This is a genomic window from Bradyrhizobium icense (assembly GCF_001693385.1).
GTDB lineage: Bacteria > Pseudomonadota > Alphaproteobacteria > Rhizobiales > Xanthobacteraceae > Bradyrhizobium > Bradyrhizobium icense.
This window is the reverse complement of sequence record NZ_CP016428.1, coordinates 1,688,836-1,702,790: the sequence shown is the minus strand read 5'-3', so window position 1 is coordinate 1,702,790 and position 13,955 is coordinate 1,688,836. Positions and strand designations below refer to the sequence as shown.

Below are 13,955 nucleotides of genomic sequence, written 5' to 3'. Positions count from 1 at the left end.
GGCGCATTGCGCTCGATCAGCTATCCGCTGGCGCTGTTTCACATCGAGATAAAATTCAGCCCGGCTCGCTAGTCGGGGGTCAATCTGTTCCTGCGGAGGCCTACCGTTTCCTCCATGAGCCAGTTCCGAAACGTAGTGACGGCGGTTCGCGGCTCCTTTCCCTGTGCACTCACGAGCCAGTATCCGGACTCGATCTTGACCGCCGGCTCGACGACAGGAACGAGCCGATTGCTGACCAATTCCGATTGGATCAGCGGAAGCCTGCCGATAGCGACCCCCAATCCGGCAGCTGCCGCCTCGCAAGCGAGCTGCATCGTGTCAAAATACATCTCGTCCCCGGCGTTCAATTCGATCCTCGAACACTCGGCCCAGGCGTTCCAATCCTGTTCTACCGAAGAAAGCCGCAGCAACGTGCTCGATGACCAGTCGACGACCCCTGTTCTCTTCAGCTTGGAAAGATACTCGCTGGAAGTGACCGGCAGTAGCCGCTCGCTAAACAGCAGTTCGGCCCGACTGGTTTGCCAGTTTCCCCGGCCGGTACGTACCGACAAGTCAACGCCGTCCAGGGGAAGGAGCATCTGCCTGGGAGAGGTATCGATGTTGAGACGAATTGCCGGATACAGCTTTCGGAACCTCGATAACCTTGGGATCAGGAATCGCTGCGCAAATGTCGGCGTCGTGCTCAGCACCACCCGTTTCTCCAGGCGCCGACCAGGCAGGCGATGAGCGCCAAGCGCGATCGTGGAGAGGCCGTCAATGACATACGGCAGGAATTGCGTACCTGCCGATGTCAGGCTCACCCCCCGCACGGTTCTCTGAAACAGCGGAGCTCCCAACCATTTTTCGAGCGAACTTATACCGTGACTTACCGCGCTCGCCGTCTGGCCAAGTTCTTGTGCTGCTCTCACAAAACTTTGGTACCGCGCCGCCGCTTCAAACTGGCGCAGCGCCGGCAATGGAGGCAGGACAATTGGCATTGATGACGACACCCTTGCAGCAGCGGCTGCATAGCCTCTCAGCGTGCTTTAGCCGGAAAAGCCATACCGACGCGACGTGGCGCCTGTACCGTCGACCTCTGGCAAGAGTTCGCGGTCTTCCCGTCCGATTCCGACGCGCAGACACTGCAGCCGCCCCGGATGGGAAACATAGCAACGGCCGATCAATCTGCTTATCAGAAAGTTTTGAAGTAATTGTTGAGATAATCGAAAGATAGTTGACCAGGGACGGCATGTAAGGTCCGGCAAGGCCGCCACGGTCCGCTCATTCCCGGCTTCTCTCGAGGACTTGCCGCAATCGGTTTCGAAGGCCCGATGCCAGCCCGCGAGAGGTAGCACGCAGACCGCGGCTCACCGTCTGCGCTCTCCATATGGGACGCTCGCAATATTGGCGATTCCTGCGCAGCTGGAATCAAGGTCGTTCCGGCGGACGCAGCTCCAACCTATCGGCTACGCAGCCGCGATCGAACCATGAAGCTATCGAATGTATATTCCGCGACCTGCCACCACAGATTCTGGTCCGAACGATAGGCTTGCATCGCTTCGATCGTTTTCTTGAAATCTGAATTGCTGGCGGATAGCTCATTCCATAGTTCGTTTGTCGCCTTGAAGCACGCATCGAGAACTTCAGTGGAAAACGGCTTCAACTGAGCGCCCTGGGCCACGAGGCGTTTGATTGCCAGCGGATTTTGCAGATCGTAGCGAGCCGACATCCACGAATTCGTGTTTGCCGCAGCATTCGCAAGGATCGCCTGGTAGGTTTTGGGAAGAGAGTTCCACTTTTCCAGGTTCGTGAACAGGTGAATGGTTGACGATCCCTCCCAGAAGCCGGGATAGTAGTAGTACTTGGCAACGCGATTGAAACCGAGCTTCTCATCGTCGTGGGGACCGACCCATTCGGCGGCGTCGATTGTGCCCTTTTCGAGCGCGGGATAGACATCGCCGCCAGCCAATTGCTGCGGGACAACACCGAGCTTCGCCAGCACTTGTCCCGCGAGGCCGCCAATACGCATCTTCAAACCCGATAGATCCTCAACTGTTTTTATTTCCCTACGGAACCAACCGCCCATCTGGGTTCCAGTATTGCCGCAGGGATGCGCAATAACGCCGAACTTTGCAAAAAACTCATTTGCCAGCTCATTGCCTCCGCCATGATAGAGCCAGGAATTCTGCTGGCGCGTATTCAAGCCGAACGGGACGGCTGTATAGATTGCAAAAGTAGGGTCCTTCCCGACGTAGTAGTAGGCGGCCGAATGACTCATCTCCACCGTATTGTTGGACGTGGCGTCGAGCGCTTGCAGCCCGGGCACGAGTTCGCCCGGAGCGAACACTTGGATGTGGAAGCGTCCTTCCGTCATCTCGACAACCTGGCGGGAAAAATAGTCCGCCGCACCGTAAAGCGTGTCCAGGGATTTTGGAAAGCTCGTCGTAAGACGCCATCGGAGCTCCGGAAGCGACTGCGCTATGGCGGGAGACGCCACGCCTGCAGTCGCCACCCCTGCAGCAGTCATCTTCAGCAAGTCACGTCGCTTCATGGTTTTTCCCCTGGATATTTTCACTTGCAAGCTGCCAGATCTCGAAATCGAACGATCACCGTCGCGAAAGTTTTGTCGAAAGCTCTTGGGTGATAGACGCCCCGAGGACGTCATAACCTGCGCAGACCTTTGCGCCTGAGGCCGGTGAGAAGCAGCTTGGGCTGCCACGCAATGGCTCGCCCCCTTCGAAATCGACCTCGCAGCACAGCTTCCGTTCGCTTCAACATCTGCACGTAGTTAGCATCCACGGCAAATGAATTTGATCCCAAGAGTACTGAATCAAATTCATCTATCTGCCGACATCGAGATTCAATCAGCGACGCCCTCAATAATGATGAGATCCGCATCTGCATGCAGCTGACGAATAGCCAGAGCCTTCTGGTACTCCGGGCTCTGATAGCAGGCTATCGCTGCGGGACGATCCCTGAATTCGACCACAACGTTTCGTTCGCAGGAGCTTCCCTCCATTGTCTCAAATGGTCCGCCGCGTACAACGAAACGGGCATCGTACTTTTTGAAAGCGACATTCGCCGCCGCCAGATATTCCGGATAACGCTGTTTGTCGCGGATTGAAACGCGAGCAATCCAGTAAGCTTTGGGCACGACCACTCTCCATTGATAATTTGGCGCAGCGCTGTTGCGAGCATCGCTCTGCCCGATACGCATTATCCGATGGGCGCGATCACACTGGATGAATAGTGCGTCATCGACGGTGAATCTTCCTCACGCCCGGCTGCCTTGTCTTGCTGGCAGGACATCCGTGTTCCGGCTTCGGCCACCGGAATCGGGCCTGACCGCGGCTGCACGACGCGCTACACCTTCCGATTTTCGGAAGCCTGACTTCATCCCAATGAACTATTCGGAATTGTCATATGGATTAAGCTTTTGAAGCGGGGATCTTACGATCACCTGGACCGGACGCTTCCTTTCGCGCCGCAACCTGGTTCGCGTCCCATGAAGGCTGGAATGGCGGGACAAGCTCTCAACCAATTTGACGTACTCGTCCTGGACGCCATGGGAGTCCTGTACGCCGCCCGCGACGACGTCGCCGAACTGCTGGTTCCGTTTGTCAGGTCGAAGGCCGGGGTCGTTGATGCGGCCTCTATTAGGGCTGCCTATATGCAGGCCAGCCTGGGCGTGCTCACCTCGAGGGAATTCTGGACTGCCGTACAGGTCGATCCAGCTCTTGAAGATGAGTATCTGGCAAGCCATCGACTTTCGCCGGGGACTGGCGGCCCAATCACGATTCCAACTGACGTGCTGTCTCTCGAATGACGTCAGCGAGTGGTCGGTCAAGCTGAGGGATCGACACGGCCTGAACCGCTGGATTTCGCACTGGTTCATCAGCGGCGACCTCAAATCGCGCAAGCCGAATCCCGAGATCTATCGCGCACTATGCGCTCAGCTTGGAATTTCTGCCGATCGCATTCTCTTCGCCGACGATCGCGTGGGAAACCTCGAGGCCGCGCGCGCTTGGGTATGGTACGGTTCATGTTTGCGATTACAAGACCGCTTCCAGCGACCATCATCAGGTCGAAAGCATCCCCCATCTTGCTCGCATAGTTGAGATGATGAATCGATCGGAACGTAATGATGCTGGTAGATCTCGCCGCGGACAAAACGCGCGACGATGTCGGCAGGCGTGCAGCCGGCGTGACCGGCGCAGCAGTCTTTGCTGAAGTCGATCTCGAGCATGACGCGGCCGAGATCAAACAAGAGTGCGGCGGCGCCGCCGGGCGAGAGGTGGGGTTGGGTCATCGGGCTCGTTTACGAAAATCAGCCCGGGCGGGCAACGGTGGATATGCGAGGGATTGGCCAGCCATCAGGCCGACGCGAAGGCAGGAGAATCGGATGACACTCTTGAAACGTCAGGCAGTTTCACCGGAGTACGATGACCACAATCATGCCGGCTCATTATCGCAACACCTGCTGATCGATGTACGGTTTTCCAACTCGCGAGGCAGTAACGGATCCGCCCCGCGGCTCAATCATCGGCAACGCTGCTTCACCACATGATACATGGTCGGCAGTTCCGACCAGTTCGCCGGATTGAACTTTACCGATCCATAGCCAACCTGGTGACGTTCGATAGTCCGATCTGGGTCGGCAACCGGCGTGAACGTCACTTGACACAGTTTCGGCCTCGCCCCCAATCCCGGGTCCGGGGGATGTACTTCAGCATTAGCGTCCCTTGTACGAAATCCTCCGGAAGATGTTGCTCCAGCGATCTGGCATCAGTTAAGAAGCTGGCCGCAACGACAGTCGACGAGGGCTTCGCTCGCTGTAGGTAATAATTCCCGGCGGCAGTTGCCTGGGACCCGGCGCCGGCCCGAAATGGGTCGGCATCCGGTATATGCGACCTGCCACAAGCCGGCAGCTCATGGCTTGGGGTCTCCGGAAGGGAGCCGAGCAACGGTTGCGCCAAATACAACAGTTCATAGGCTAACCCTTGAAACTTCCCAGCCGGCTCATCCCCTGAGAGCTGGATTTGGACAAACCTCCAGCGCTCCGTATCAATGCCGATCACTGCAGCAATCGTAGCGGCGCTCGCAGCAGTCTCCCGATTGCGCTCAACCTCCCTCGCGAACGCGACCCCTAAATGGTCATCCGGAGGGATATCCAGTTCCTCTTTGTAGACGAAGCGTGCCTCGGAAGAGCTGCCTTTCACGGCGTCCAGAGCGATCAAGTTCTGTATCGCCGCCCGCCCAAAGCTGTCCGTTACAATTCTTGTAACGTCCCTTGAGGAAATCACGGAACGCTTTATCATGCCTCCACAGGTAGAGCGAAGAACAGCTGTTTGCGATGACACCATATTTCCCTTCTCGCGCAGCAGAAACCCTTTGAAATATAGGTCGGGGGCCGCATCCCACAGAACCCCCTCTTTCCTCCGCACGGGAGCGAACGAGTTCAATGCCATAATTGGCGGGGAGCCTGTGGTGGTAGTGCGCGATTATCATTTCAGCTTTCCTCGATAGATATACATGGAGACACGCTCCCCGTTCTCCATTGGTCCTCTCCAGCGCTGGTCACCTTTCCAAGGCGCTGAGAGAACGATTGCAGACTCGACTGCAGGACGATTTCAGAACTCGCCTATTTGGGAAGCATCGGAACCGCACCAAAGAAGCCGACAATCTTGGTGAGCTTCAGATCTGAGCCTATTTCGCCAAAATCGATCGAGGTTTCGCCAGCCGTGCCATCGGCACGCACCAAACGCCAAAGAAAACGCACGACGTTGTGATGAACATCGACACCGCTCATAAATTCGAGTTTTGCACCAGGGCGGCGCGACTGGACCTGTGCGATATGCATCGCGAGAGCGTCGCGGCCGGCGAGCACTACAGTTGGATCAATATAATTCCCGCGCTCACTCCAACAGTCGCGAAGCAGTCCGTTGCGAATACCGGCATCAGCGGTATTCCAAGCCGCCATATATTGATTCACGACGCGTACGATAATGCTTTCGGTCATATCTGACTTCTTTGCTGCCCTTTATTATCGGAATTGAACACCAACTCTATGGCTCGTGCATCGCTCGCGGTGCATGATCACCTTTTGCAAGCTGCTGCGTTGGTCATTGACGCCGTGCGTGAACTGAGATTCTTCGATGCACGACGGACGTCAGCCCGCACCCTCGATCGCACTTCGTACCACTCAACCGCTTCGTCTCTACAACGGCAGCCCGCACCGGAATGATTTCAAACTTTTGAACTCACGTTACGTAAAATCGGAAGGGTCTGTTTAACCCCCCGATTCTTCATTTGTTTTCCACCGTTGACGCACGGATGGGATTCGATGCGCCAGTTCGTTGACACAGGTCCGAAGCTGGTCATTGGCGACAGTTTGGTATATCAAATCGATCAGCTGGTTTCATTAGGATATCGAAAGATGCGACCTACCTTTGACATGGATGCTTTGCGGACAATGTGTGTCGGCACCGAGTTGGGGAGCTTCGCACGTGCGGCGGCCCAGCTGGGACGTTCGCAATCGGCAATCAGCATGCAACTGAAGAAGCTGGAGGAACAGGCCGGGAAGACGCTATTTCGCAGAAACGGACGCGGGCTGACGCCGACCGAGGCCGGAGATGCCTTGCTGGCCTACGCCCGCAGGATTATCTCGCTGAACGATGAAGCCGCTGTTTCGCTCGGAGCAACGGCAGACGCTGCTGCGGTCCGCGTTGGTCTGCCGCAGGACTTCTTTGAGGACGTGATGCCCGGTGCACTCCTGCAGTTCTCACGCGAGCGTCCGGGCGTGCATATCGAGGTGCGCGCCGGTCGCAACTATGCCCTTGACGAGGAAGTTCGTGCCGGCCGCCTCGACTTGGCTCTCGCCTTCTGTCCAGCGGATGGCGAAGCAAACGGGACAAGAATTGCCTCCCTCCCCATGGTTTGGCTTGCGGGAAAGCGATTTGCCGAACTGATGCCGAACGGCCCTCTTCCTCTCGTCTTGTTCGATCATCCCTGCCTTTTTCGCCAAGCATGTCTCCAGGTGCTCGAACGCAAGCGCGTCAAGTGGCGCCTGGCGCTCACCACGCCGAGCTTGCCTGGCGTCTGGGCAACCTTGCGCTCCACTCCCACTGTCACGTTACGGACCGCTCACAGAGTACCAAGCGGCATTCAGGAAGTCGGCAGCAAGCTGGATCTGCCACGAGCACCCAAGATCGAGTTGAGATTGTTGACGGCGGACCAGCTATCTCCGGCCGCGTCAGCCTTTCGTGACATCCTTCAGCAGCAGATCATTAGCGGGCTTGGCAATTCGACCGGACGATAGAAACGACCGGGTCACGCACTCCGGTCGCTACCCAAAGAGATGTACATATTCGTCGGAACTCCGAGCCTATTCCATCAACTTCCTCAAGAGGATCTCATTGGGAAGGCGGGCGTCGCATGTCAGAGCTGAGCGTCGCGAGCCGCGGCGCCCAATGCTGCGTCAGCTTTGGCGATCGCTCGCTTGACAGCCGGCCTTTCCGACATTCGCTGATAATGGTCCTGGATCAAAGGAAATTTCCTAATATCTACTCCATCGCCTTCGAGCCAGCTAGCCATGGTAAAGAGATAAGGGTCGCTTAAGGAATAGCGGGAGCCTAACACCCATGGACCGCTGAACAGATTTCGTTCGATCAAGCCAAAGCATTCGGACATGGTTTGCGGCACCTTTTTTCGCATGGACTCAATTGCGGCGACGTCATCCGCCCAGCGATATCCGCGCATTCTGTGCGAGTGAGCAATGTGCACAGTCGAACACAAATAGCTGTTAAATGACTCCATGCGGGCGATATCCATCTCAGCTTCGGGATGAAGCTGAGACTCCGGGAATCTGCGAGAAATGTAGGACAGGATGGCAGGTGTTTCCGTCAGACTCTTTCCAGCCACGACCAAAACCGGAACGCGCCCCAGCGGATTGAGAGCCAGATGCTTTTCTGACCTCTGTTCCCCTGCCTGGAGATCAACCGGTATGACCTCATAATCGGCTCCGGCCTCCTCCAACGCAATTTGAGATGCGAGCGAAATTGTCTTCAATGCAAAGAATAGCTTCATTGGACCCTCGCCCGACCACCGCAATGCCCGCCCGGTAGCCCCGACCGTATCCTGGCACACGGTTTTCATGAGGCGGGCCGCGTCGTTCCCATACCCGGCGTTGCTAGGCATCACTTAAATGCTTTTCTTCCAGTCGGCATCTGGCGTCTTCGTACGATCCTGGGCGGGCCATTGCTCCTGCAGAGGAGGCAACATTTGTTCCTTGCCGCTGATGCGCTCGACGTCCAGCCGATAGACAGAGATCCAGTCAATTCTCGGAAATAAGTTTTTCGGACGAGTCGTGTCCGGCTTCCCGTACTTCGCCATCAACGCCTCGCAAAAGGCCTGCTTCTTGTCCAGATCAGAGACCAGCTCGATTTTGCCAAAGATCAGCACGCTTCGATATGCAATCCCGGAGTCACACTCAAAGCGGCCATAATCAAAGACCTCTCCCGTCTCATCCAATTCAAAGCAGGCCTTTGCGCTGTGATTGATGTTCTGCCGGAGATGGCCGACAGCGTTGGTGCCATGAAGATAGAGTGCCTCATCCATCCATACGAACAGCAGGGGAATGCAATACGGATAACCGTCCTCACTGACTGTGGCGAGCCGGCCAGTATGCGCGCTTTTCACGAACGCCACGGCTCGCTCGCCGTCCATCAATCTTTCAGCGCGGCGCAAGGTCGGGGTACTCATTGCCGGTCTCCCTGGTAGGTTTGCCGGATTCTGACGGAGGACCAGGGCTCGATCGAACTATCCGATCGCCGCATCAAGTATCCACGTTCAGCAGGCCATCGTATCAAATGGCGTCGAATCCGGGTATTGAATAGATTGGAAGTCTCGCTTTCGGAAAGCCGTACAGTCGCGGGCAGCAAAACGGATCGTGCGCAAGGCGCTGGCCTCGATGCTCCATCCTACGGACCTCAGCGGACCGAACGGTTACCTTTCTACCGCTGCGCTGCGAACCCTATGCTCTCGATTCCAGCCACCGCGCAGGCTTCATCATTGTCAGACGTATCGCCCGTGACCCCGACCGCGCCGACCACCTGATTGTTGCTGCGCATCAACACTCCACCGGACACAGGGACAATCTTTCCGCCTGATACGCCGGACAAGCCCAGCATCAAATGAGGTCTCGCGACGGCGATTTTTTCAACCTCGCGCGAGCTAACGCCGATCGCCAGCGCACCGTACGCCTTACCTAGCGCGATCTCGAACCGGAGCATCGATGCATCATCCTGGCGTTGAAAAGCGATGAGGTGTCCGCCGGGATCAAGTACCGCGACGCTAATCGGCTTCAGATCAAGTCGGGTTGCGCACTCGAAGGCAGTTGCAATAATACGGTTTGCTTCGGCAAGCGTTGGGCCAAACATGCTCTCACCTCATTTGGTATCGGACGGCTGTCGCTCGATATGGTCGTCCCATATCAGCCGACATAGGCCGTCTTGACCGTCGTGTAGAATTCCGCGGCGTATCTGCCCTGCTCGCGCGGTCCGTAAGAAGATCCTTTGCGGCCTCCAAACGGCACGTGGAAGTCAACTCCGGCTGTCGGCAAATTCACCATCACCATCCCCGCCTCTGCGTTGCGCTTGAAGTGGGTCGCGTATTTCAGATTGGTCGTGCAGATGCCAGACGAAAGCCCAAACGGCGTATCGTTGGCTACGTCCAGGGCTTCTTCGTAGTCTCCAACGCGAATGACCGACGCAACGGGACCGAAGATCTCTTCGCGGGAAATCCGCATGTCATTGGTCGCCTCCACAAACAAGGCGGGCTGCAGGTAGAACCCCGGGGTCTGGCGGCTGACCCTCTCGCCGCCAAACGCGAGCCTGGCTCCCTCCTGCTGGCCAATAGCAATGAATTTCTGGTCTTGCAGAAGCTGACTTTCATCGACGACAGGTCCGATTTGCGTTCCCTCCTTCAGGGCGTTATCCACGACAAGGACCTTCAACCGGCTCGTTAGCGCGGCGACGAATTTGTCATGAATTTCGGCCGTGACGATCAGACGCGATGAAGCGGTGCATCGCTGACCTGTCGAGAAGAACGCGCCGTTAACGGCGCAGTCAACAGCTGTGTTGAGATCGGCATCGTCGAGGACGACCAGAGGATTCTTGCCCCCCATCTCGAGCTGAAACTTGCGCATGTGCGCTATCGATGCTTCGGCAACCCGCTTTCCTGTCCCGGTCGATCCGGTGAACGTAACAGCTCTGACCTTGGCACTATCCAGAATGGTCTGGCCGACGACGGATCCCCGTCCCATGACGAGATTGAGCACGCCCTTCGGCAATCCTGCACGGTGGAGTATATCCACCAACGCCCAGGCGGATCCCGGCACCAGATCGGCCGGCTTGAATACGACAGTGTTGCCATGGCACAGCGCCGGGGCGATCTTCCAGGCCGGGATAGCCATTGGGAAGTTCCATGGCGTGATCAGACCCACCACACCGACTGCCTCGCGTGTAACTTCAACATTAACGCCATGTCGCACACTCGGCACGATCTCACCTGTCAGCCTCAGCGCTTCGCCGGCGAAATAGTCGAAAATCTGGGCTGCACGGGTCGTTTCCCCGATGCCTTCTGCCAGTGTCTTACCCTCTTCTCTGGACAGCAGTCGGCCGAGATCTTCCTTGCGCTGCCGGATTTCATCGGCCGCCTTTCGCAGCACGGAGTGACGCTGGATCGGATCGGATCGCGACCACCCGGCGAATGCCTGGTCTGCGGCATCGATCGCAGCGGCCGTGTCTGCCTTGGTGGCACGCGCATACTCCGCGATCACGTCGTTGACATCGGACGGATTGATGTTGGGCGCGGCTTCGCCGTCAAGCCACTCACCGTCAATCAGATTTGGATAACACTTTGTCATAGCTAGCAGCCCAACACATTTAGGGACGATTCATCCTTGCAGCCGGCGAACTTGCGCCGGCTGCCGATGAACGGATCGACACCACGGCCATAACGACGGTTGCATCACCGAGGATGGAGGACCGAATCCACTTCGGCTACGGGATCGCGTTACGGTAGCAGGATCGTCGAGCCTACCGTCTTGCTGCCTTCAAGATCGTAATGCGCTTGCGCGGCATCCTTGAGGGCATAGGTCTGCGATACTTTGGCTTTGACGTGCCCGCCGGAAAGAATTTCGAACAGGTCCCGCGCAGTGGCCTGGAGATCCTGTGGCTTGGCCGTGTAGGTTGCGAGGGCGGGCCGCGTGACAAAAAGCGAGCCTTTAGCCGCAAGCTGGCCAATATTGACCGGAGCCACCGGGCCAGAGGTGTTGCCGAAGCTCACCATCAATCCCATCGGCTGCAGGCAGGACAGCGAATCCTCCCACGTATCCTTGCCTACCGAATCGTACACGACCGGCACACCGGCTCCGCCCGTCAGTTCGCGGACACGATTTGCGAAATTCTCTTTCCGGTAGACAATTGTATGCGTGCAGCCATTTGCCTGGGCCAGAGCGGCTTTTTCCTCACTGCTCACCGTGCCGATGACCGTCGCGCCGAGCGCCTTAAGCCATTGGCATGCGATAAGCCCGACGCCACCCGCTGCGGCGTGAAATAGCACCGTTTCGCCGGCCTTCACCGGGTAGGTTCGACGGATCAAATACTGGACGGTCATGCCCTTCAACATCATGGCAGCCGCCTGCTGATCGGAGATGTTATCCGGCAGCTTGACCAGCGGCGCCGCCGGCATGACCCTTTGCTCGGCATATGAGCCGGCCGGTCCACCGGCATAGGCAACGCGGTCGCCAACCTTGAAATTGCCGACCCCCGGTCCTACCGCATCGACGACGCCGGCGGCCTCCAGGCCGATACCGCCTGGCAACGGAACCGGATAGAGGCCGGAACGCTGATAGGTATCGATATAGTTCAAGCCGATTGCGGTCTGGCGAACACGGACCTGTCCCTCTCCAAGATCTCCCACTGGCGTTTCTTTCCACTGCAGGACCTCCGGTCCGCCGGTCCTCTCGATCAGAATGGCTTTGGTCATGAATAGCTCCTCGCTTGCTTGGACAGTCGAAACGGTACGACCTTCGAAACGCCGAAACTCAGCGCGTGACCACGCCGGTTCTGCAGCCCGCAGGCCTTCCCGTAAGGTTTCTAGAAGAGATCTAGCGATCGTTTATAGTTTCGAATATCGAATAGTTATGAACTATGGCTTCAATGATACTGAAGCGTGGAGTCTCGATCGCGCGAACAAGACTGAGCCAGGTTGTACCAACCGAGGCGGCGGATCTTCAGGAATTGCTTTCAGCGTCCTTGCGATCCAACACGTCTTCGTTCGTCAGCCAGCGCAACGCGATTGGCCAGAGCGTTTTTGCGAACCGGCGGTTGAAGAAGCCGAAATGGCCCACGACGGCCTCACCGGTCTCTCGAGGAGAAATCCGCAGGTGTTTCGTCGGACAGTTGATGAAATAAGCCAACAACCGTTCGACCGCCCGAGGCGTGGCGAACTCATCATCGTCGACGCCAATGGCCAGCATTGGTGCTCGAATTTGCGTGAACCGGCGCACCAGACTCTCCTTGTCGGGATAACGCGCACCGATACCTCCGCGCCACAAATCCTCGAATCTTCGTTGGCTAAAGACCCAGTCGCGCACGACTCCCTTTGGAGTATCCTCCAGCCAGCCAAGCCGCTTTCCGGGGAAATACCCAAACAGCAATGTAATAACCGGCATAAGGACGTGCCATTTGAGGATCATCTTCAGCTTTGCGCTGGGCGCATAGTCGCGCCAATAGGCGTATTGCGCGCCCACCGTCACGACTCGACTTACCAGGCCGTTCGACCCTGCAAGCCCCAGCAGGAATCCTCCCACGCTATGAGCAACAACAAAAATCGGCTGGTCCGGAAACGATTTTTGGACGAATTGCAGGACCGCCTCGAAATCCCGGCACCCCCAATCGAGCCAGGACGCTTCAAATCCACGGAGCGAGCGCGGCCGGGAAAGACCTATTCCGCGGTAGTCATAGACCAAAACATCATGGTCGTTCGCGGCAAGAAACTCGGCAAATCGCGAATAGTATTGGCATAGCACGGAAGTGGCCGAATTGATTACCACGACCGGACGAGATCGCGCCTTCGAGACACGGGTATCGCGCCAGATGTAACCCCTTATCTGTTGTCCATCGACGGCTTCAACAGTAAACATTTCCGGCGAGATCGCGTGGACAGACGGCTTCATCGGACTCGCCTTTGTTGATCTTGCCGCGCGAGGCGCGCAGCCGCCTCCCGCACGCCGCCCCGTTGGCTGCCGCTCATAGTCCGCAATTGGGGTAGTTTCCGCATTTGCCAGCCTGTTCAGCGAATTGGCGAGAATGGCGCCGGGAACAGTATTTTGGTTTCTTCCTCGAGAATGACTTCGCCTTCCTTCCAGGGCTGCCCCGGATTCACGATTGGATCGCTTCTGATAGCCGTGCGCTCTTCCAACCTGCGGTAGGCCCAGATGTGAACCCATCGATTGAGATCACCCACATCCGACGCGAACACCCCCGTCAGGGCCTGCGGCTGGTCTCGCCCCGAGAGATATTCGTTCCAGTGCCGTATCATCTTTGGGAGGGTGAACGGCTTAAGCACATGCGTCGACATTTCGAAGAATGGACCGCGATCCGATGGAATGAATGGCGGCGAGCCCGGCATCGCCTCGAATATTTCTGCCTTCATCGAACGAATGAGCTCACCCGTCGCAGGAGGCCAACTTCCGTCTTTGACTGCATCGGCTCGAATCCTTGAGCGCTCCGACGCATTCTCATAGGGCCAGACATGGATCACTTCGTTGAGCGGACCGATGTCCGTGTACCAGAACGCCGCCAATCTCGAGAACCGTTCCCGCTTCGGCAACGCGTCACCAAACAGCTTTAGAAACTCCGGCAACGTCCCAGGACGAAGGGAATACGTACGAAACTCATAAATCATTTCTG

Annotated in this window: 15 protein-coding genes and 1 pseudogene; 3 read left to right on the top strand and 13 right to left on the bottom strand. The window is 57.2% G+C overall.

Translation table 11 applies throughout. The annotated features are described in order from the left end of the window. Positions 1-68 precede the first annotated feature (68 nt). The 3 genes from LMTR13_RS08115 to LMTR13_RS08105 all read right to left on the bottom strand — a co-directional run bounded on the left by LMTR13_RS08115 (position 69) and on the right by LMTR13_RS08105 (position 3,133). Positions 69-977, bottom strand: coding sequence for a LysR substrate-binding domain-containing protein (locus LMTR13_RS08115; protein ID WP_065727437.1), 909 nt, complete (start codon positions 975-977; stop codon positions 69-71). 461 nt (positions 978-1,438) lie between these two features. Then, positions 1,439-2,530, bottom strand: coding sequence for a TRAP transporter substrate-binding protein (locus tag LMTR13_RS08110; RefSeq protein ID WP_065727436.1), 1,092 nt, complete (start codon positions 2,528-2,530; stop codon positions 1,439-1,441). 309 nt (positions 2,531-2,839) lie between these two features. Next, positions 2,840-3,133 (bottom strand): DUF1330 domain-containing protein, encoded by a 294-nt coding sequence (locus LMTR13_RS08105; protein WP_065732519.1) that lies wholly within the window; start codon positions 3,131-3,133, stop codon positions 2,840-2,842. Between the two features lie 363 nt (positions 3,134-3,496). Here LMTR13_RS08105 and LMTR13_RS41545 point away from each other — a divergent pair, with 363 nt between their 5' ends. Both LMTR13_RS41545 and LMTR13_RS43545 read left to right on the top strand, forming a co-directional pair. Then, on the top strand, positions 3,497-3,805 hold the full coding sequence (locus LMTR13_RS41545; RefSeq protein ID WP_197521202.1) for a hypothetical protein: 309 nt from the start codon (positions 3,497-3,499) through the stop codon (positions 3,803-3,805). After that, positions 3,723-4,097, top strand: coding sequence for an HAD-IA family hydrolase (locus tag LMTR13_RS43545; RefSeq protein WP_418219785.1), 375 nt, complete (start codon positions 3,723-3,725; stop codon positions 4,095-4,097). The genes LMTR13_RS41545 and LMTR13_RS43545 overlap by 83 nt, the downstream gene beginning before the upstream one ends. Before the next feature lie 23 nt (positions 4,098-4,120). On the opposite strand, the pseudogene LMTR13_RS42210 reads toward LMTR13_RS43545, so the two are convergent. The 3 genes and pseudogenes from LMTR13_RS42210 to LMTR13_RS08090 form a co-directional block, all read right to left on the bottom strand. Next, a pseudogene (locus LMTR13_RS42210) lies at positions 4,121-4,288 on the bottom strand (HAD family phosphatase); the annotation flags it as partial. Positions 4,289-4,652: 364 nt separating this feature from the next. Beyond that, complete coding sequence (locus LMTR13_RS43540; protein WP_065727434.1) at positions 4,653-5,447, bottom strand: DUF4865 family protein; 795 nt, start codon at positions 5,445-5,447, stop codon at positions 4,653-4,655. 173 nt (positions 5,448-5,620) lie between these two features. Beyond that, positions 5,621-5,998: a hypothetical protein gene (locus tag LMTR13_RS08090; protein ID WP_065727433.1), complete on the bottom strand. Its 378-nt coding sequence runs from the start codon at positions 5,996-5,998 to the stop codon at positions 5,621-5,623. A 324-nt stretch (positions 5,999-6,322) separates the two neighbouring features. Between LMTR13_RS08090 and LMTR13_RS08085 the strand changes: the two genes are divergently transcribed. Continuing rightward, the gene (locus LMTR13_RS08085; RefSeq protein WP_197521034.1) at positions 6,323-7,297 is read left to right on the top strand and encodes a LysR family transcriptional regulator; all 975 of its coding nucleotides are present in this window, start codon (positions 6,323-6,325) and stop codon (positions 7,295-7,297) included. 119 nt (positions 7,298-7,416) lie between these two features. Here LMTR13_RS08085 and LMTR13_RS08080 read toward each other — a convergent pair whose 3' ends face one another. The 7 genes from LMTR13_RS08080 to LMTR13_RS08050 form a co-directional block, all read right to left on the bottom strand. Then, the gene (locus LMTR13_RS08080; protein ID WP_065732517.1) at positions 7,417-8,064 is read right to left on the bottom strand and encodes a glutathione S-transferase family protein; all 648 of its coding nucleotides are present in this window, start codon (positions 8,062-8,064) and stop codon (positions 7,417-7,419) included. A 114-nt stretch (positions 8,065-8,178) separates the two neighbouring features. Continuing rightward, on the bottom strand, positions 8,179-8,739 hold the full coding sequence (locus LMTR13_RS08075) for a pyridoxamine 5'-phosphate oxidase family protein (protein ID WP_065727432.1): 561 nt from the start codon (positions 8,737-8,739) through the stop codon (positions 8,179-8,181). 251 nt (positions 8,740-8,990) lie between these two features. Further along, positions 8,991-9,416, bottom strand: coding sequence for a GlcG/HbpS family heme-binding protein (locus LMTR13_RS08070; protein WP_065727431.1), 426 nt, complete (start codon positions 9,414-9,416; stop codon positions 8,991-8,993). A 53-nt stretch (positions 9,417-9,469) separates the two neighbouring features. Then, positions 9,470-10,903, bottom strand: coding sequence for an aldehyde dehydrogenase family protein (locus tag LMTR13_RS08065; RefSeq protein ID WP_065727430.1), 1,434 nt, complete (start codon positions 10,901-10,903; stop codon positions 9,470-9,472). Positions 10,904-11,052: 149 nt separating this feature from the next. After that, positions 11,053-12,027, bottom strand: coding sequence for a quinone oxidoreductase family protein (locus LMTR13_RS08060; protein WP_065727429.1), 975 nt, complete (start codon positions 12,025-12,027; stop codon positions 11,053-11,055). Between the two features lie 247 nt (positions 12,028-12,274). Then, the gene (locus LMTR13_RS08055) at positions 12,275-13,219 is read right to left on the bottom strand and encodes an alpha/beta hydrolase family protein (protein WP_083218863.1); all 945 of its coding nucleotides are present in this window, start codon (positions 13,217-13,219) and stop codon (positions 12,275-12,277) included. 116 nt (positions 13,220-13,335) lie between these two features. Then, a complete protein-coding gene (locus tag LMTR13_RS08050) occupies positions 13,336-13,950 on the bottom strand; it encodes an NIPSNAP family protein (protein WP_083218861.1) in 615 nt (204 codons plus the stop codon). Positions 13,951-13,955 lie beyond the last annotated feature (5 nt).

Bases quoted from the DNA above. Each gene is read 5' to 3' on its own strand.
- LMTR13_RS08065 (WP_065727430.1), bottom strand. From the start codon at position 10,903: ATGACAAAGTGTTATCCAAATCTGATTGACGGTGAGTGGCTTGACGGC.
- LMTR13_RS08060 (WP_065727429.1), bottom strand. From the start codon at position 12,027: ATGACCAAAGCCATTCTGATCGAGAGGACCGGCGGACCGGAGGTCCTG.
- LMTR13_RS08080 (WP_065732517.1), bottom strand. From the start codon at position 8,064: ATGAAGCTATTCTTTGCATTGAAGACAATTTCGCTCGCATCTCAAATT.
- LMTR13_RS08110 (WP_065727436.1), bottom strand. From the start codon at position 2,530: ATGAAGCGACGTGACTTGCTGAAGATGACTGCTGCAGGGGTGGCGACT.
- LMTR13_RS08055 (WP_083218863.1), bottom strand. From the start codon at position 13,219: ATGAAGCCGTCTGTCCACGCGATCTCGCCGGAAATGTTTACTGTTGAA.
- LMTR13_RS08050 (WP_083218861.1), bottom strand. From the start codon at position 13,950: ATGATTTATGAGTTTCGTACGTATTCCCTTCGTCCTGGGACGTTGCCG.
- LMTR13_RS08075 (WP_065727432.1), bottom strand. From the start codon at position 8,739: ATGAGTACCCCGACCTTGCGCCGCGCTGAAAGATTGATGGACGGCGAG.
- LMTR13_RS43540 (WP_065727434.1), bottom strand. From the start codon at position 5,447: ATGGCATTGAACTCGTTCGCTCCCGTGCGGAGGAAAGAGGGGGTTCTG.
- LMTR13_RS08115 (WP_065727437.1), bottom strand. From the start codon at position 977: ATGCCAATTGTCCTGCCTCCATTGCCGGCGCTGCGCCAGTTTGAAGCG.
- LMTR13_RS08090 (WP_065727433.1), bottom strand. From the start codon at position 5,998: ATGACCGAAAGCATTATCGTACGCGTCGTGAATCAATATATGGCGGCT.
- LMTR13_RS08085 (WP_197521034.1), top strand. From the start codon at position 6,323: ATGCGCCAGTTCGTTGACACAGGTCCGAAGCTGGTCATTGGCGACAGT.
- LMTR13_RS08070 (WP_065727431.1), bottom strand. From the start codon at position 9,416: ATGTTTGGCCCAACGCTTGCCGAAGCAAACCGTATTATTGCAACTGCC.
- LMTR13_RS43545 (WP_418219785.1), top strand. From the start codon at position 3,723: ATGAGTATCTGGCAAGCCATCGACTTTCGCCGGGGACTGGCGGCCCAA.
- LMTR13_RS41545 (WP_197521202.1), top strand. From the start codon at position 3,497: ATGGCGGGACAAGCTCTCAACCAATTTGACGTACTCGTCCTGGACGCC.